This window comes from Acidobacterium sp. S8 (genome assembly GCF_009765985.1).
In the GTDB taxonomy this organism is placed as follows: Bacteria; Acidobacteriota; Terriglobia; order Terriglobales; family Acidobacteriaceae; genus Alloacidobacterium.
Map to the genome: position 1 here is coordinate 1 of NZ_LMUM01000034.1, position 17,954 is coordinate 17,954.

Here is a 17,954-nt window from a genome sequence, read left to right on the forward strand (position 1 = left end):
CTCTCCGCCGAAACGTGAACCTATCGTCACGCTTCAAATCACAACATACAAGGGTGGGGAGCGGCTTCTTGGCTTCCATGCTCCGTCATTTCCATGGCATGCTCTGGAAAGTCGCATTCTGAAATCCGAGTTACTACGAACGCGCGCTTTCGGAAATAGGAACCATTTGTCCGAGATGCCTACCATTCGGCAATTTGCCTTAATCTCACTTCTCGATGAGTGAATTGGCGATTTGTCTTCAATAAGCCCCTGTATCATTCTGCGGGCAGAACAATATCGACACGCAATCCCTGTGGAGCAGCATTTTGCGCGCGAATCGTGCCGCCATGCACGCGCACTACGCGCTCAGCGATTGCCAGTCCCAGCCCTGTTCCACCGGATTGACGGTCGCGATCGCTGGCCACGCGATAAAACGGTCGAAAGATATTTGGAAGCTCAGATTCAGGAACTCCCATGCCGTAATCGCGTACGGAAAGGAAAATGAAGGAGCCCTCCGCTTTTTCCAGATGTTCCAGATGAACATCGACCGAAGCGTTGGGAGTGGTGTAGCGGACGGCATTGCGAATGACATTCTCAATCGCGCTCTGCAACAATTCAGCGTTCCCATGCACGAAACACTGCCCACGCATGGTGAGCTGCACCGCATTCTCGCGCTCTCGCAGCTCAAACTCGGCGCTACGAACAATCTTCGAAAGTAGCTCGCCCAGATCGATCCGCGTCATATCCACGGGCGTTGAGGACGTATCGAGCTTTGCAACGGTGAGCATCCGGCCAATCATCTCGCCCATGCATTCGATGTCCTGTTCCATGTGGTCGAATGCTGAATCGTTACCCTTTCGCTCGCGTCCCAGATCGAGCGCCACGGTGAGCCTTGCCAAGGGTGAACGCAGCTCATGAGATATGTCATAGATGAGCTGCTTCTGGCGGGAAATCAGCTCCTCTATGCGGCTTGCCATTGCATTGAAATCGCGCACGAGAAAGCCCAGTTCATCCTTGCGCCGCTCCATATCTGCAGAAGCGCGCATGCCTAAATCACCCGCGGCGAGGAGTTGCGATGCTTCTCGCAGGCGCAGAATTGGAATAGTAAGATGTCGTGCGAGAAGATAGCAGATGCCAAAAGAAACAAGAAGCACCACGCATATGCGAAGCGCAATGGCAGTTCTGCTGATGGTTGGCGTGCCTGTAGGAATCTCCGCAGCGTAGATGTATTGTTTGCCACCACTGCTCTTGACCAGCATGGCGACACGGGCGATTCCATCCCTGACGAAAATGCTTCCGTTTTTCGTGGAGAGTACGCGAGAGATATTGCTGGCGAAGAGTTCACAGTCATCGCCGACGACTGTATTTCCCGCCTCATCAAAAAGACACGCATGCGTGTGCGTGTTCGTTCCCATCTGCTGCATGTAGAGCGATGCAGCAGGCAGGCCATGCAGTTCAGCCTCTTCGACTGCGACCGCTCCAGAGTAACGCGCCGCGTTTGTCAAACCATCATGCCAACGCGAGGACATCCTTCCGGGCTGGAGAAGAAATGTAACGACCAGAGCGATACCTGTAACGATGACTGTCGTCCAGAACGACAGAAATATTTTGAGAAACAAGCTGTGTCTGGGGAGTTTCATGTCACCTCAGAGCGCACGATAAGGAGATATCCGCTGCCACGTACCGCCTTGATGCGTTCGCCGGCATCGGCGGCGTGAGTCAGTTTCCTGCGCACATTGCTGATATGGACATCGATGACCCGATCAAATGGGCCCAGCTTGCGTCCGAGGACAACTTCAGTGAGATGCTCTCGCGTGACGACATGCCCCGCATGGTGAAGCAGTGTTTCGAGAAGACTGAACTCGACGCTGGTGAGATCGAGTTGCGTTTTATTGATCCACGCTTCGCGAGCCGTGGAATCGAGGCGAATGTCATCCACCACAAGTGAAACGGCTGCATTCTTTGTGTAGTGTGTTCGGCGCAAAATGGCGTGAATGCGGGCGATAAGTTCGCGAGGATTGAAGGGCTTGGGCAGGTAATCATCGGCGCCAATTTCAAGCCCCAGAATGCGGTCTACATCTTCGCCGCGCGCGGTCAGGATCAATACGGGCACGGTAGACCGTTCCCGCAAATGGCGCAACACATCAAGGCCCTTCATGCCGGGTAGCATCAGGTCGAGTATCACGAGTGCGTAATCGTGCGAAAGAGCGCGCTCTAAGCCTTGCTGTCCATTGTGAATGGCTTCGATCGAGAAATCCTCTGTGCTGAGCCGTTCGGCAAGAAGCCGGCACAACTCCACATCATCATCGATGATGAGCACGCGAGCCATTCTCATATACGCCAACCTCGATTTCCGATCTTAGTGCATCGCATCGCAGGAGTACTCGAGCTTTACAAAACTTTATATAGCTTAACCATTCTTAATCGCATGCTCTGTGGGCCAATGCTCGAATTGAGATGTGGCAGAAAAAGGAGATGTTGTTATGAGACGAATCGTGATCTGGTCATGCGCGGCAGTATTGCTGGCAGTCACTGGAGTGGCCATTGCGAGGGCAAACACGCGGGGATGGAATGGATGCTTTGGTCACCGCTGGGGTCATTTTGGCGCTATGGGTTATGTGGCGCACGAATTGAATCTGAGTGATGCACAGAAACAGCAGATTCATTCCATGTGGCAGACGGAGCGCCCTGCTCTATCCGGGCTGCTTCAGGAATTCGCTGCGGAGAACAAGGAAATGGACCAGGCCACTGCCAAAGGCAACCTCGATGAAAGCAAAGTACAAGAGATAGCCGCGCGACAGGGTGCGACTGTGGCGAAGCTGCTGGTGGAAAAGGAACACTTCAAAGCGAAGATCTACGCGACGGTTTTGAATCCGGAGCAACGGACCAAGGCAGACGCATTGCAATCCCGCTGGCATGACCGTTTAGATCACATCGGCAAGAGGATGGAGTAACGCGATGAAAACGAAACTCGCAATTTTTACCAAACTGCCATTTTTTACTCAGTTGACTGTGATCGGGCTTGTTGGCGTCGCAATCGCACTCTGGATGCAATGGCTTTCCGGCGATCCCGCCTATCCCAAGTTTCCACCGGGACCTGTGATCTTTATCGCTATAGCGGGGGTGATTGTCATTGGAGCACGCTGGTGGTGGACGCCGCTGATCGGTGCGCTGATCTCGCTGCTGGTTACCTCCGGCTGGTTTGTGCGGCTGCCGGCGGCCATTCTGCGGTTGACTCATCCTGGGAGCGTCGGCAAATTCCACGCCGGTATATGGATTGGCGCGGTACTTCAAATCGTTGGGCTGGTGGTAGGAGATATCGCGGGCCTGGCTGCGACGGTTCAAAACTACCGGCGCATGGGAACTGCGGGCGACAGCGCAAAGATGGCATGCCGGATTTTTGGCGGAATATTTGTCCTGATGGGGATACTGGTTATGGTCGGCGGAGCCCACGTGGACAAATATCACAACCTGATGCATCTCACGTGGGGCGCTCTGGCACTTGGCGCGAGCTTCATGGGCGCGACTGTCGCAAAACGCTTCTGCATCGGATCCGGCGTTTTCTATCTGGCGCTGGCCATCCTTGGCCTGCTGCTTGGAAATCCATTGATGAACAGGACATGGTATCTGGGGCCGATGCTGCTAAACACCGGAGACCATATTTTTCACCTGGTGCTCGGCTCGCTCTTCCTGAGCATCGGTCTGCTTTCGGGACGCACCTTGACGATTCATCGTATCCAGCAAGTTGGAAGTTGATTGTCGGGTGGTGATATCAGGCCTTTAGCACTCATCGACTCAGATTTACGCGCCGCAACTGGATAAATACCTGCAACCGCGTTCCTGATGAGCGATCAGTTGACGACGAGAAGCCTACTTCCTGAGATTCATGTGCGATAGTTGGGGCGATGCACAGGTTTTCCTCATGAGACTGAAGGAAACGAGGCCCACCGCGCAGTGAAGCGACAGTGGGCAGCGCCTGTGAGATGGCCTCAGCGCACCCGAAGACGGACTCGGACAGATCGCATTCTCGCTGTTTTTCCGGCATCGATCTACGGGGCCAGAGGTTTCAGGCTGGGGGTTTTCTGTGTGGTAGGGGAGTGAAGCGTTTCAGCCGTTCAACCTCTTATCAAAAGGGGCGTGCAGTCTATGCCCCGTGATGGACTGGGTTCTATCTTCTACTCGCAGAGATATGAAAATGACCGACTATCGTGAGGTGATGCGTAGCCTTGAGCACGCAGATGGCGCTAAGCTGATTCTTCACTGTACTTAAGTGCGAGGAGTTTTCTAACGCGTTCCGATAAAGCGGTCAGCTCTATAAAGGCCTGCTCGATGTATGCGTGTGAATCCGGTCCATTCTGACTGGCCAGGAACAGGGTGTTTGTCAGGCTCTGGAGAGGGTTGTTGATCTGATGCGCCATCTTGTGGGCTCGCTCAGCAGATGCTTCAGCTTTAGCGGCGAGTTTTGCTTTTTCGTCAGCTGCCTGCTGACGCAGAATGATGGCAACCAGGTCCGCGAGACTGCGGAGGAGTTCATAATCCTGCGGGTCGAACGCCCGCTCTGAGGTGTGGGATACTGCCCAAATCGTTCCACGAATACCATCTGCCTCCCAGGGGATCAGCATGCCGTCCGAGATCGGATCGGCGGTGACACCCAAAAAGTCATAGTAGGGCTTCGTGACTCGGTACAGTTGAGCGCGGCCGCGGTCGAGGCAGGTCCCGCACGGGCTGAAAAACCTTGGAGTTCTACCACCGAGATATGGTTCAAAGCTGCCAGCGATTGCGATCCATCGAAAGGTCGGTTCGCCGGCTTCATTCGGTTCAGCAAGGCTGATGCCGGCACTGTCCGCTCCGCAGCAGCTTACGGCGACGTTGACGAGCTCCTGCAAGACGTCCTGAGGGCGCTCGGCGAAGACCTGAGTCAGGCGGCGTAGCGCGTCGAACGGCTGGTGGTAGTCCCGCTTCTTGGCTGTGCGGGCGACGAACTCCGGATCGTCCAGGAGGTCGCGCAATTCCATTCCGATATCGCGCACGTCCGTGCCGACCACTGGACATCCTCCTTCTCAGCCGATACTTTATCGTATCCCCCGAAGGTTTACGGTCCAAGTGAATTCGATGGAGCGCTCCCATCAAGGCGGCGAGCCTGGAGTGGTTTACACCGGGTAGATAAGTACCGACACACTTCCCAGCTGATCTCGATTACTCCAAAGCCGGTTTCGCTTCGAGTATTCCGACGTTTCGAACCATCAGAACGTCGTCCCCAACGGGGTGTACCCCAATCAGGATGAAGCCCGCTGCCTCAAGAAGCGTTTTCCATTCGCGCTCGCTGCGCTCTTTGCCGCCGGTGACAGCAAGCATGTTGAGGTCGCTCATCAGGTGGCCTTCCAGTTGCGGGTCTGCATGTGAGACGAGCGGGGGCAGGATGAATTCAATGATCAACAAACTGCCATTCTGCGGAATGACCGCGCGGCAGTTCTTGAGAATCGTGATTGCCTCCGCGTCCCGACGTCCGTGCAGAACATGCTTGAGCATGTACACATCAGCGCCTGCCGGGACCGACTGCATCAGGTCTGCGGCGATCAGTTCGCATCGCGAGGAAGAATCTTCCTCGGCGAAGCGGGTTCTGGCTGCATCTACGCTGGATTCGAGATCGACAAGCATGCCTCGCAGATGCGGATTGAGTGCAAGCACTGCAAGAATGAGCGATCCGCCACCACCGCCGAGATCGGCGACCACCTTCGCGCGCGAAAAATCCCATGCGGCAGCGACAGGAGCGTAATCTTCCGCAGGAGCGGTACCCATCACCGCACGAAAGATCGAACTGGCATCGGGATCCTGCGACCAACGGGAAGGTATCTTCGGATCACGCACCTGAGAGGCCGGCTTGCCGGTTCGAACGCAGTCGGTAAGCAGAGACCAGCTGTCGGCAAGCAGATCCGCCCAAAAGATGACAGCTGGCCAGACGGATTGAGGCACATCCCTACGCAGGGGTTGACCGAAGGAAGTCAGCCAAAAGTGTTCCGGCGTCGTTTCTTCCGTGACACCGATGCTGGCAAGCGCACGAAGCAGACGGTACAGGGCATTGGCATCTGCCTGACACTTCTCGGCAAGAAAACCAACACTGTGCACCTCGTCTCCAAGCGCATCGGCAATGCCGAGACGTGCAGCTGCACAAAGCACGCGGCTGCGGGAATACGCCATCGCCATTTCAATCAGGCTCGTATTCGGCGTGACATTGCCGATGCCGCCGGTATGTTGGGCCATGAGACACCTCACATTTCAATGTACGTACCTTTCTCCATCGGAGAAGACTCAGGGAAGAGCAACTTTCAGCATCCATCCGCCAATGGATGTCCCGCTAGCGCCTTCCCGCGAAGCCTCAAGTTCTTGTCAAGCGAGTTTTCACCCGGTATGCGGTTGCCATGCACAGGAAATTGACGAGGGCTGAAGTTGAGTCTCAATCACGCCCATCGTATGCGGGCCCGTTCATCTTGAGAAGCCCGAAAATAACCTTCCGCGCGGCCTTGGGGCGATCGCTGGAAGCCGCCAATGGCCTGCGCCAACACCAATCGAAATGCCATGCGACCGATGATTGGCAGCCGTTTCTCCATTTGAGGTTGAACTGTTTCAGCACAGAGTGATACTCTCGCCGAGTTTGCTCTGGCGTTTGCGCGGCCCTTTCCCGGTAAAAAGAATGTATAAAGGCGGTTCTTATGCCCAGTGGTTCTTATGCCCAATAATGTCGTGAATTATGACGGCAGTATTGCCTTCTCACCCCAGGTCCTCGTTTATCCAACGACTGTCGCAGAAATTCAAGCGATTCTGCGTGATTCGGAGACCTATCCGGGTCCAGTGCGCGCGATGGGAAGCTATCACTCACTGACACCATGTGCTTCATCCACCGGGACCATCGTCAATATGTCCCAGATGGTCCAGGTCATCGCGGTCGACACACAAAACATGGCCCTGACTGCGCAGGCTGGACTTCAGGTGATTGATGCTGCTGCGGCACTTCGCAGTCACGGCCTGCAGTTGATGACCAATATCGAAATCGGCAACATGAGACTGGGCGCTGCCGCCTGCTGTCATAGCAAAGATGCGCTCGACGGTATTGAGTTCGGCCAATTCAATTCTTATGTCACGGCGATGAAATGGGTGGGACCCGATGGTGAGCTTGCTGCAGCTTCAGAGGCTGAGAGTCCCGATCTGCTTCGCAAAGTACGGTCGAGCTACGGACTCATTGGGATCGTCTATGAGGTAACGCTGAAAGTTAAGCCTGTCGAAGCGCTGCACTTCAGCTATTTGCCCCGTTCTGTCGACGAACTGCAGCAGGCGGAGGTCGATAATTTCCTTGACACCTCGGAAGGGCTGATCTGCTGGACGGTGGGAAGAATGTGCATCTTTCAGCAGCGTTATCGCGTCGCCTCACCGGAAATACTCTCTGCACTTTGTGCTGATGTTCGCCGGAAGCTATGGAGTTACACCGGCGCACACGTGGGCCAGTTCATCAGTAAGTTCTTCTCCGATCCTTCTGTGCGTAATGCTATTCAGCAGGGTGACTTCGATGTCGAAAACGCACTTTATGAAAGCCTCCATCTTCTAGGAGGCATCACGCTGCTCGCACCCGATAAAATCATCGACTATCACAACACTCCAGACTCGGCGAAATACGCATTCACCTTCTGGGCGTTTCCACGTTCGCAATGGCTTCCAACCCTGAGAGCTTATTTAGATTTTGCTGATCAACATTTCAAGGCTACGGGATTCCGCTGTAATTTGCCCCTGGGCTCTTACCACATTCGTCGTGACACAAATTCACTGCTCTCCTACACGAACGATGAGGAGATCTTTTCGATCGATCCGATTCACGCAGTCACTGATCTTACGGCGTGGCAGAACTTCATGCAGGCGTTCAATGATTTTGCTTTTGAAAGAAAAGGCATTCCGCTCCTGAACCAGAGCCCATTTGTTCAGAGAAAACACGTTGAAGCCGCGTATGGCCAACGCTGGATCGATTTTTCCGCATGGGTTCGTTCCATGGATCCAAAAGGGCGCATGCTCAACCCATTCTTTGCTGACCTTTTATCTCCAGCTTCGGCTTAGATAAGGCCACGGCTTTTTAAGTCTTTGTCAGGCGAGTTTTCACCCGGGATGCGGTTGCCATTCGCCGGAAATTGGCAAGGGTTGAAGTTGAATCCCGATCACGCCATAGGATGCCCGATTCAAGCTGGGGAGCCTTGCGTTCCAGAGCGAGATAGACTACTCCGGAACGCGCCAGATGCCGCATGGATGCAGGTACCAGCGCGATTCCCATGCCAGCCGATACCAGGCTGATGATGGTCTGCATCTGGATTGCATGTTGGATGATGTGAACATCGCCTCCGCGCGCGGCGTAGTAATCCATCACGAGATCGTAAAAAGAAGGAGCGACACGCCGCGGAAAGACGACCAGCGGCGATGAAGTCATCGCGGCTGAGGTCAGGCGACCTTTCACGGGCGTTATGCGGCCCTGCGTAATCCAGTTTTCCGGAACCGCAGCGATCAGTGATTCGCAGACGAGCTTGCGATAGGAAAGTCCCCTGGGCAGATCTGCCGGACCAGGGCGGATGATGATGCCCACATTGCCTTTGCCTTCGAGCAGCGTTGAAATCTGTACATCGCTCGTCGCTTCAGTGAGCAGGAGTTCGACTGAGGGATAGAGATACCGGAAGCGTTGCACTAACGCTGGCAGGATGTTGTAGTCGGCAGTGCTGACGAAGGATACTTCGAGCCGGCCTGCGTCACCGCTACGAATGCGTTGCGCCAGCCCGGCCAGGGTTTCTACGCTATCGAGTGCGGCGCGGACAGGTCCTAGCCACTCCGCTCCCAGAGGAGTGAGAGCCACGCTACGATTCGTCCGCGTGAACAGGGACGAGCCGATCTCCGCTTCAAGTGCTTTGATGGATTGGCTCAATGGAGGCTGGGTCATGCTGAGGCGGTTGGCTGCTTTGCCAAAGTGCAGAGTCTCGGCAACTGCCACGAAATACCTGAGTTGACGTTGATCCATATTGATATGTTTAACGACCTAATCAAGCGAGAACAATATATTTTACAACTATAGTCTGAATCGATAGCCTGCCATCAGCGTCTTCAGTGGAGAGAATATGCCGCCCTATCGTTCAAGGACAACCACACACGGCCGCAACATGGCAGGCGCTCGCAGCCTTTGGCGAGCGACAGGAATGAAGGACGGGGATTTTGGCAAGCCTATCATCGCTGTCGCCAACAGCTTTACGCAGTTTGTCCCCGGCCATGTCCATCTGAAAGATCTGGGCCAGTTAGTGGCGAGCGAAATTGAAGCGGCGGGAGGTGTGGCAAAGGAGTTCAACACCATTGCTGTCGATGACGGCATCGCCATGGGGCATGGCGGGACGCTTTATTCGCTGCCGTCGCGCGAACTCATTGCTGACTCTGTTGAATACATGGCGAACGCGCATTGTGCGGACGCGCTTGTCTGCATTTCGAATTGCGACAAGATCACGCCCGGAATGCTGATGGCAGCCATGCGGCTGAATATACCCGCTATCTTTGTCTCCGGTGGGCCGATGGAGGCTGGTAAGGCCACTATCAAGCACCGCAAGCAGGCGTTCGATCTGGTGGATGCCATCGTCGTCGCCGCTGACGATCGCTACAGCGACGCAGAGGTGGCAGTGATCGAGCGGTCCGCTTGTCCAACGTGCGGTTCCTGTTCGGGCATGTTTACGGCCAATTCGATGAACTGTCTCACGGAAGCCCTGGGGCTTGCGCTGCCAGGAAACGGTTCCGTCCTGGCGACACACTCCGACCGTGAACAACTGTTTCGACGCGCCGGTCGATTGATCGTCGATCTCGCCAAGCGTTGGTACGAAGGCGATGATAGAAGCGCACTGCCACGCGGTATTGCGAGCCGGGCCGCTTTCGAAAATGCCATGAGCCTGGACATTGCCATGGGCGGCTCGACAAACACAGTGCTGCATCTGCTGGCGGCTGCCAGCGAAGGCGAAGTGGACTTCACGATGGCGGATATCGATCGCCTTTCGCGTCGCGTATCTTGCCTGTGTAAGGTTGCACCGGCAAAGAGCGATGTTCACCTTGAAGATGTGCATCGTGCCGGCGGAGTCATGGCGATTCTTGGCGAACTCGATCGGGCCGGATTGATCGATGCGAGTGTGCCCACTGTCCATGCCAGCACGATGGGAAAGGCTCTTGAGAGTTGGGACATTATGCGGACCAATGATGCTTCGGTCGATACCTTCTATCGTGCGGCACCGGGCAATATTCCTACGCAGAAGGCTTTCTCTCAGTCCGCTCGCTGGAATGAACTCGATAAGAATCGTGAGTCCGGCGCGATACGATCTGTGGAGCACGCGTTCAGCAAGGATGGTGGTCTCGCCATTCTCTTCGGCAATCTCGCGCCGGAAGGTTGCATCGTCAAGACAGCGGGCGTGGACCCATCCATGCTCGTGCTCACGGGAAAAGCAATCGTCTTCGAGAGCCAGGAGGACGCGATCACAGGAATTCTTGGCGATCAGGTCACTGCGGGAAGTATTGTTGTGGTTCGCTATGAAGGACCCAAGGGCGGTCCCGGCATGCAGGAGATGCTTTACCCGACCAGCTATCTCAAGTCGAAGGGCCTCGCGAAGTCATGTGCCCTGATAACGGACGGGCGTTTCTCCGGCGGCAGCTCCGGACTTTCGATCGGCCATGTTTCTCCTGAAGCCGCCGAGGGTGGCCTTCTCGGTCTGATCGAAACTGGCGACACTATCAAGATCGATATCCCCGCGCGCTCTATTCACCTTGAACTCAGTAATGAGGTGATAGAAGAGCGTCGGGCAGCAATGACGGCTCGAGGGTGTAACGCATGGAAGCCGGTCAACCGTGAACGTGCTGTTTCCCCGGCGCTTCAGGCATATGCGGCGCTGACGAGCAACGCAGCTCGCGGTGCGATTCGGGACGTGAAACAGCTTCGGTCGAACTAGAAATTTCGGGACTGTCAGTACTCAATAACGCCAAAGCATGCCATGATGTGCCACTTCCGAATTACTGGAGCCTAGCGGACCGACAAGGACTAATCTAATCCTCGATAAGTGCGGTGGCGATTTAGCATCAGTTAGCACAACGACGTAGAACACAGTTCTGTGCGTAATTGTCTCGTAGTATCTGAGAACCACGTTTTGCAGGCATGAGCAGCAGACATCCGCTTGTCGTTATTCATTAGCCCATTATGGGCATGCTATTGAACTGACAAGGCTATGCTTACTGCATGCTGTGGTCCGCCTGCAGTATCGATCGCGTTTATCGATATCGTGTAAGAACCTGCTGGCGTCGTATCCGGGCTGGATGGCATGCTGCTGCTGCTGCCACCACAACCCAGCACTGCCAGGGATATGGACGCTAATAACAAATCCCAACAGAGTACACGCAAATTACGGTTCCAACGGCTGGTCCTCTTCGGAACGAAGGCGAGACCCATGGCTCCCGCGACGGCGAGTCCACCTACAGGCATCCATGGTGGCAGCGATGGGTTGGAATGCAGACTGGGATTGAGCATGGCCGTAGCAGCCGATGTGCTGATCGTTAACGTGCTGGAGATTGGGGTCCCGCCCGCCGGTGTCACGCTTGCGGGCGAGAACGAGCAGGCTGCCTGGGCAGGTAGTGAACCACAGGAAAATTTTACTGTGCCCGTGTAACCTGCGACAGGAGTTACCGTGAAGGTGAAGGTGGCAGTTTGACCTGGAGTGACGGTTTTGGATGTCGGCGTAGCTGTGATCGTGAAGTCAGGAGCGGCGATCATGATGTTTACGGCACTGGAGATGCTGGCTGCATTGTTTTTGTCCCCCTGGTAGGTTGCGGTCGTGGCGTAGCTGCCGGCTGCAGCAAATGACGTTTGCAGGGTCGCCACACCATTTATAAGAGTTGCCGTTCCCAGGCTTGTGGCGTTCGCGGTGAAAGAGACGGAACCGGTCGGACTGCTTCCGCTCACCGTTGCCTTCAAAGTTATCTGCCCATTCACATTTCCCGCGCTTGGTGTAGCTTGCAGAGTGGTAGCTGTCGTCGCTGGAGTTATCGTGATGCCGACAGGAGACGAAGTACTGGCCGTATTGTTGTTATCGCCCGCGTAAATAGCTGTGACTGTGTAGCTGCCGGCATTGGCAAAGGATGTCGCTAATGTTGCGGTTCCATTGACAAGAGCTTCTGTCCCAAGGTTATTTCCATTGGCTGTAAAAGAGACAGACCCGGTGGGGCTGGTTCCAAGAACGGATGCGGTTAGCGTAATCGCGGCTCCTGGAGTGGCCGTCGCCAACGAAGTCTGCAGGGCAGTTGCACTCGTGAGGGGCGCGGGTTTTGCGGGAGCAGGATTGGTCTGGTTCAATAAGGAAAGTACATACGGTCCATAGTTGCCGCCAGTGAGCCCAGTGAGCCCAATCAAGACATCCTGTCGTTTGTCATTGGGAAGAGCTGGAGACTGATTGTTAAGCCGGACAGGAGCTGTCGTATTGAAGGTAACCAGCGAGGTACTGACGAAGTAGTTGTTCGTATCTAGGGTAAAGTTGCCGTGTCCGTCTCCGAAATAAACTCCGAGATAAGGCGAGGCGATCTCCTGCTCGCCAATAAGTAAGTCTGGATTATCATCCCCATTCACATCTCCGATCGACAAGGAGTACTGATAGGTATATGACGGCAGTGTTACGGCGTAGAAGGGTGTGGTCTGGAAGGTTCCATCCCCTTTCCCGGCATAGATCATGCTACCGCCAGCACTACCGGAGACCGCATCCAGGACGCCATCTCCATTAAGGTCGGCGAGAGCGACGGCCGAAATTTGACCAGCTGAATTGGCGGGAATTGTGAGTGGGATTTGTTTGAACGTTCCGTCACCATTTCCGAGGAAAACAGCGTCGCCCCAGATGAAGTCGAGCTTCTTATCATTATTCAGGTCGCCGGTTAGGAAACTTGGGTACTGCGTACCTTGGGATACATTGAGGTTGACGGGGGCGCCAAACGTCCCATCCCCAAGTCCTGGCAGAAATAAAAGGCCCTGCTGACAGCCGACGTTATAGGGGAGAATGATATCGAGTTTTCCGTCAGAATTAAAGTCACCGGTAACCCCTGGGCCTACTTGGCTGACCCCTAAAGCGAGAGCTGTTCCCTTAGCCTGGAATCGGCCATCGCCCTTTCCAGGAAAGGAGAGCAGTTGGGCATCTGAAGCTTCACAAATCACTGCGTTGGGACCGGATGTGGTGCCCGGCTGAACCGCGATGGTGTCAATCTCCCCATCCCCATTAAAGTCTCCGGTCATCAGGAAATACCCTGTCGGTGCAGCAGGAAGTGGAGTAGTTTGGTTTAGGATCGCGAAGGTGCCGTCTCCTCTGCCGAGTGCCGTGCCGAAGTAGTTCCCTCCCTGGGCGGGGTAAAATACCATGTCGGCGATGCCATCCTTGTTTAGGTCAGCGACCGGACCGGAGACGGGCGTACCGGGCGGCGCCTGGAGGGTACCATCCCCATTTCCGGAAAAGATAAAGGTTCCAGCAGCTGCGTTGCCAAGGATCAAGTCCTGTTTTCCGTCCCCGTTCACATCCGCAAACAAGAGCGGACTGCCGGTTAAGGCGTAGCTGCCGATGGGCGTAAAGCCGCCCTTGCCATCTCCGTGGAAGACATTCAGTACGTTGGTAGTGAAGACAAGATCGAGATTGCCGTCGCTGGTAAGAGCCACGGCTGCCATCGTGCCGGCACCTAACGACGAGGGAGCAGGGGTGGCTGCGATCGGTAAAGCTGCGCCCTGATCGAAGGTTCCACTGGTACTACCCAGCAGAATCTGCACCGATGTATAAAGACTATTAGCTGCAGGAGGCAGCAGAAACGACAGATCTGTAACTCCATCATTATTAAAGTCGCCTGTGGTGAAGCTATAAAAAGGAGCTATCGACTGCGTATTGGCCGCGTTGAGAGTACCGTCCCCTTTCCCATAGAGAACGGAAAACCCGGTTAACATAAAGCTTGAACTCGAAAGATGGTCGTCATCAAGTCCTGTTTGCCGTCTCCGTTGAAGTCACCAGCCGCAAGCTGGTATGCGCCACTCGGAGCGGCGTACAGTTTAGGTGACGCAAACACGCCAGGTGACGCGGTGCCCTCGTTCAAAAAACAGCTACTTGCGGTACAGCGGGTGGCGAACCTGAGACGAGCGTGGCGACATCAAGATAACCGTCGCCATTTAAGTCGGCGAACACTGGTGCCCCCGAATTTATCGCGAAATAGGCCGGAGTTTGAAAAGTGCCGTCCCCATTGCCTAACTGGACAGTAAGGTAGCCATTGCAGGAAAAAACGAGGTCCAGCTTCTTGTCATTGTTTACGTCTGCAAAATTCATTACGGGGAAACCTGCCGTAATTGGACAGAGAGATGTTGTCACAGTGGTAGCTGCATTGCTGCCGAAGCTCAGTACAATCCCCAGAGAGTATTGAGTGTTCGCGACGATGACATAGGCAACGTCGGGCTTTCCGTCGCCATTGAAGTCGCCGGTGAATACGGGAGAGGAGTCGCCAGGAAAAGTAATGGGGGTCGCAATAGGGAAAATGGCTTGGGAATTTTGCGCGTTGGCTGACCCGCTAGCGTCACAAAGGATTGCAAAAGCGATCAAAAGACCGGTAGCCCGAAGTGCATTTTTAAACAAGGCGACAATCATAAGAAGGATCCCAAATTGGGATTTGTATACCTTGAGTGTGAACTATTGGCATTGAAAAACCAATTACTTTGGTATTTGGCTAAGCCGAGGTCATGGCGCCAGCAGGATATCTAGGCATATTGCTCATTCGCACAGGCAATTCCGCTTTTCGGCAATTAAGTTGGTGATAACAGGCTTGGGCATTCCTTAGAGGAGAATTCCGCATAAACGCCTTTGTCGAGATGAAACTTCGCTTTCGAGAGTCGATTCAAAGGGCGGCCCGTCATCGATGAGGAGAAGGACAGCAAGCGACTTATGGATGCTAACGAGGGAGGAGACCGTTTCATCCACTTCCAGCTTATTCTCATCGATCTCTCGTGTCCGCAAGCCCTCGAAGCCTTCTTTTTGCGATAGCTTTGAACGCAGCTTCGACGATCCCAATAATGAGAATTGCTTCCAGTTTGACCGTAATTCAAGAAACGCGCCAACGATAACGTGCAAATCCCGGATAACTCTGGCTACGATTACTCGTGAGGACTCATCCGACCCTCGACGAGTGACTTGGCGATTATGCAGCTAATGATCCAGATGCATGGTTAATCCGATCGCCATCTGAACGTTCACTATAAGTTGGACTCTGTCCCTTACTCCGCGCGCAGGATCTCGGTAGGGTCTGTGCGCAGCGCGCGAAACACGGCGGGCAGTGTGGCAACAAGCGCAGTGAGCAGAATGGCACACGCCGGCAGCGAGATCATATCCGCGTCGGTTGCTTTGACCCGGTAGAAAAGCGACGCGACATAGTGCGCCGCGCCGAATCCGAGCGTGATGCCCGTACAGCCTCCAAGCGCGATCATCAGGAAGACATCGAGAGTCACAATGCGCACGATGCCCGCACGAGTCGAGCCAATCGCCATGCGGATACCGATCTCGCGGCGGCGCTGGAGAACGGAGTAGTTGAGGACAGCGTAGAGTCCGATGCCGGCGAGCAGCAGGGCGACCGCGGCAAAGAAGGCGGCCAGTGTGGCGAGCAGGCGCTCGCGAATGGTCTGGTCGCGGACCAGATTGAGCTGCGTGGTGATGTTCGAGACGCGAAGGCCGTTGTGGCGCTGCGCAATGAATTGGCGGAGGGAGTCCGCGAGGGCGAGCGGATTCTGAGAATCGGTGTGAATGACGAAGGTGGCAAAGTCGACGGCTTTGGGGGCGGATTGGTCGCCGATTTCGTCGAAGGGGACGTAGAAGACGGCGCGGGTGGGCTCGCGCAGGTCGTGGTAAGGGACGTCGGGGGTGACGCCGACGATCGTGTTGAGGGGTTGATTGGCGCCACGTTCAAAGGTGCGGCCGATGGGGTCCTGGCCGGGGAAGTAAGTCTTGACGAAGGTTTCGTTGACGATGGCGGCTCCCGGCGAAGCGTCTTGAGGGCGAAAGTCGCGGCCGGAAACGAGGGGGATCTTCATGGTCGAGAGCCAGCCCGGGGAAGCGTTCAGGAAAAAGGCGGGAGTCGAACTGGGAGGCGCGCCGTTGATGGAGATGTCGCTGTTTATCATGATGCGCCCCAGAAGGGGCCAGCCCGAGATGGCGACCGAGTTGACGCCGGGGACGGCGCGGAGCGCCTCGGCAGTTTGATTCCAGACGACAGGGAGCTGGCCCTTGCCGGCAACCGTTTCGAGCAGCAGCAGACGGTCGGTGGAGAAACCGAGGGGCCGGTTTTGCAGATGCTGAAAGGATGCGACGAAGAGCGAAGACAAAAAGAGGACGAGGCAGCAGAAAGCGACCTGAACAGCGATGGCTCCACGCATGAGACGGCGTGGCGAGTGCGGATCTTCACCACCTTTGAGGACAGCGACGGGCCGGACGGCAGAGGCGCGGAGAGCAGGAAGCAAACCAAGCAATAAAACAACGAGGATAAGAAGCCCGGAGCCGAAGAGAAGCACACGCCAGTCGGCGGGAAGGGCCAGGCGCGCAGGGTTGTCGGGCGGATTGACGAGGCTGAGCACAAAGGGCGCCGACCACGCCGCAAAGAGTGCGCCGAGGGCGGAAGCGAAGACGGCGAGGAGCGCGCTCTGGCACAGGATGAGCTGGACGAGGCGACGACGTCCTGCGCCGATCGAGATGCGGAGAGCCATCTCCTGGGCGCGGGCGACGGCCTGGGCGGTCATCATGTTGGCGACGTTGACGCAGGCGATGAGCAGGACGAGCGCGGCCAGGAGACCGAGAACGCCGAGGAATCGACGATAGTCTTTCTGGAGGTCGGAGATGCCGGCACCAGCCGGATGGAGGACAAGCTTCTTATCGAAAAGGCGGTCGATGGTGGCCTGGGGTACGCCCCGGAAGCACGTGGAGCACTCGATCTCGAAGGCATGGCTGACGGCGGAGAGATGTTGACGAAGCGGCTCGAGAGCAGTAGCCGGGTTGACGCCGGATTTCAACATCAGGAAGGTGCGTTGCCAGGTGACGTTCTCATGAGCGGCCAGGCTGCTCATGCTAACGGGCAGAAAGATGTCGGCGACGGTTCCCTTTTCCGTTCCAGTGAAATCGCGAGGACCGACACCGATGATTTCGAAGGTCTGGTCGCTGATGTGGAGCGAGCGGCCGAGGACGTGGGGATCGCGGCCGAAGCGGTGATTCCAGTAGTCCCAGGAGAGGACCGCATAGGGCCCGGCACCGGAGGCACGGTCGTCGGCGGGGGCGAGCAGACGGCCGAGCGCGGGCTCAAGGCCGAAGAGCGGAAACACGTTGCCGGAGACATAAACGACGTGGGCCTTCTCCACGTCGTCTCCGGCGGACAGGATGATGTCCGTGCGTTCGGCGTCGCTGATGGCGATGAGGTCGGCCTGGTCCTTGACGGCATCGCGCATGAGCTTGAAATCCGGCGTGGCCCAGTAGCCGTCGTCGATAGGCTTGCCCTCCAGGCCGGTCAACTTGCGGGAGAGGACATAGAGTTTGCTGGAATTGGAGATGGGCAACGGGCGCCAGAGCAAGGCGTCGATAAGACGGAAGGCGGCAACACAGGAGCCTATTCCTAGGGCTAGCGAAAGCACAGCGGCCAGGGACGTGACCTTGTTGCGGCAGAGCTGCCGCCAGCCGAATCTTACATCGGCGAGAAGCGACTCAAGCCATCCGGCAACACGAATGTTGTGGCTTGCCTCGCGCTGGCGCAGTATCGAACCGAAGGTGCGGTGTGCTTCGTCGGGGTCGTGTCCCGATGCGATGGCTTCTTCAATGTGCGACTGCAGCTCTTCCTCGATCTCGCGATTCAAGCGCTCGCCGCGCAAGGCATTAGAAATACGCGACCACAACGACATG

The 17,954-nt window shown here is 55.8% G+C and carries 13 protein-coding genes; 4 read left to right on the plus strand and 9 right to left on the minus strand.

All coding sequences use genetic code 11. From position 1 onward, the window contains the following. Nucleotides 1-254 precede the first annotated feature (254 nt). Nucleotides 255-1,619 (minus strand): ATP-binding protein, encoded by a 1,365-nt coding sequence (locus GSQ86_RS15210; protein WP_158750808.1) that lies wholly within the window; start codon nt 1,617-1,619, stop codon nt 255-257. Then, entirely contained in the window at nt 1,616-2,314 is a 699-nt protein-coding gene (locus GSQ86_RS15215; RefSeq protein ID WP_254062420.1) for a response regulator, read from the minus strand. Before GSQ86_RS15215 ends, GSQ86_RS15210 begins: the two co-directional genes overlap by 4 nt. Before the next feature lie 148 nt (nt 2,315-2,462). Between GSQ86_RS15215 and GSQ86_RS15220 the strand changes: the two genes are divergently transcribed. After that, the gene (locus tag GSQ86_RS15220; RefSeq protein ID WP_158750809.1) at nt 2,463-2,933 is read left to right on the plus strand and encodes a Spy/CpxP family protein refolding chaperone; all 471 of its coding nucleotides are present in this window, start codon (nt 2,463-2,465) and stop codon (nt 2,931-2,933) included. A 4-nt stretch (nt 2,934-2,937) separates the two neighbouring features. Next, on the plus strand, nt 2,938-3,735 hold the full coding sequence (locus GSQ86_RS15225) for a DUF4383 domain-containing protein (protein WP_158750810.1): 798 nt from the start codon (nt 2,938-2,940) through the stop codon (nt 3,733-3,735). 488 nt (nt 3,736-4,223) lie between these two features. On the opposite strand, the gene GSQ86_RS15230 is transcribed toward GSQ86_RS15225, so the two are convergent. Further along, entirely contained in the window at nt 4,224-5,024 is an 801-nt protein-coding gene (locus tag GSQ86_RS15230) for a GAF domain-containing protein (protein ID WP_158750811.1), read from the minus strand. 151 nt (nt 5,025-5,175) lie between these two features. Next, nucleotides 5,176-6,240 (minus strand): methyltransferase, encoded by a 1,065-nt coding sequence (locus GSQ86_RS15235; RefSeq protein WP_158750812.1) that lies wholly within the window; start codon nt 6,238-6,240, stop codon nt 5,176-5,178. A 465-nt stretch (nt 6,241-6,705) separates the two neighbouring features. On the opposite strand from GSQ86_RS15235, the gene GSQ86_RS15240 reads away from it, so the two are divergent. Further along, nucleotides 6,706-8,079, plus strand: coding sequence for an FAD-binding protein (locus GSQ86_RS15240; protein ID WP_158750813.1), 1,374 nt, complete (start codon nt 6,706-6,708; stop codon nt 8,077-8,079). A 16-nt stretch (nt 8,080-8,095) separates the two neighbouring features. On the opposite strand, the gene GSQ86_RS15245 is transcribed toward GSQ86_RS15240, so the two are convergent. Continuing rightward, nucleotides 8,096-9,022 (minus strand): LysR family transcriptional regulator, encoded by a 927-nt coding sequence (locus tag GSQ86_RS15245; RefSeq protein ID WP_158750814.1) that lies wholly within the window; start codon nt 9,020-9,022, stop codon nt 8,096-8,098. A 97-nt stretch (nt 9,023-9,119) separates the two neighbouring features. On the opposite strand from GSQ86_RS15245, the gene ilvD reads away from it, so the two are divergent. Then, nucleotides 9,120-10,973 (plus strand): dihydroxy-acid dehydratase, encoded by a 1,854-nt coding sequence (gene ilvD / locus GSQ86_RS15250; RefSeq protein ID WP_158750815.1) that lies wholly within the window; start codon nt 9,120-9,122, stop codon nt 10,971-10,973. A gap of 254 nt (nt 10,974-11,227) precedes the next feature. Here ilvD and GSQ86_RS15255 read toward each other — a convergent pair whose 3' ends face one another. The 4 genes from GSQ86_RS15255 to GSQ86_RS15270 form a co-directional block, all read right to left on the minus strand. Continuing rightward, complete coding sequence (locus tag GSQ86_RS15255; protein WP_158750816.1) at nt 11,228-13,984, minus strand: FG-GAP-like repeat-containing protein; 2,757 nt, start codon at nt 13,982-13,984, stop codon at nt 11,228-11,230. Continuing rightward, a complete protein-coding gene (locus GSQ86_RS23980) occupies nt 13,978-14,103 on the minus strand; it encodes an FG-GAP repeat domain-containing protein (RefSeq protein WP_371720676.1) in 126 nt (41 codons plus the stop codon). Before GSQ86_RS23980 ends, GSQ86_RS15255 begins: the two co-directional genes overlap by 7 nt. A 23-nt stretch (nt 14,104-14,126) precedes the next feature. After that, nucleotides 14,127-14,672 (minus strand): VCBS repeat-containing protein, encoded by a 546-nt coding sequence (locus tag GSQ86_RS15265; protein ID WP_158750818.1) that lies wholly within the window; start codon nt 14,670-14,672, stop codon nt 14,127-14,129. 623 nt (nt 14,673-15,295) lie between these two features. Next, complete coding sequence (locus tag GSQ86_RS15270; protein WP_158750819.1) at nt 15,296-17,953, minus strand: ADOP family duplicated permease; 2,658 nt, start codon at nt 17,951-17,953, stop codon at nt 15,296-15,298. Nucleotide 17,954: the final 1 nt, after the last annotated feature.

What these genes read in the sequence shown, in the direction of transcription:
- GSQ86_RS15210 (WP_158750808.1), bottom strand. Translation starts at nt 1,619, where the DNA reads ATGAAACTCCCCAGACACAGCTTGTTTCTCAAAATATTTCTGTCGTTC.
- GSQ86_RS15215 (WP_254062420.1), bottom strand. Translation starts at nt 2,314, where the DNA reads ATGAGAATGGCTCGCGTGCTCATCATCGATGATGATGTGGAGTTGTGC.
- GSQ86_RS15220 (WP_158750809.1), top strand. Translation starts at nt 2,463, where the DNA reads ATGAGACGAATCGTGATCTGGTCATGCGCGGCAGTATTGCTGGCAGTC.
- GSQ86_RS15225 (WP_158750810.1), top strand. Translation starts at nt 2,938, where the DNA reads ATGAAAACGAAACTCGCAATTTTTACCAAACTGCCATTTTTTACTCAG.
- GSQ86_RS15235 (WP_158750812.1), bottom strand. Translation starts at nt 6,240, where the DNA reads ATGGCCCAACATACCGGCGGCATCGGCAATGTCACGCCGAATACGAGC.
- GSQ86_RS15240 (WP_158750813.1), top strand. Translation starts at nt 6,706, where the DNA reads ATGCCCAATAATGTCGTGAATTATGACGGCAGTATTGCCTTCTCACCC.
- GSQ86_RS15245 (WP_158750814.1), bottom strand. Translation starts at nt 9,022, where the DNA reads ATGGATCAACGTCAACTCAGGTATTTCGTGGCAGTTGCCGAGACTCTG.
- ilvD (WP_158750815.1), top strand. Translation starts at nt 9,120, where the DNA reads ATGCCGCCCTATCGTTCAAGGACAACCACACACGGCCGCAACATGGCA.
- GSQ86_RS15255 (WP_158750816.1), bottom strand. Translation starts at nt 13,984, where the DNA reads ATGTTAACCGGGTTTTCCGTTCTCTATGGGAAAGGGGACGGTACTCTC.
- GSQ86_RS15265 (WP_158750818.1), bottom strand. Translation starts at nt 14,672, where the DNA reads ATGATTGTCGCCTTGTTTAAAAATGCACTTCGGGCTACCGGTCTTTTG.
- GSQ86_RS15270 (WP_158750819.1), bottom strand. Translation starts at nt 17,953, where the DNA reads ATGTCGTTGTGGTCGCGTATTTCTAATGCCTTGCGCGGCGAGCGCTTG.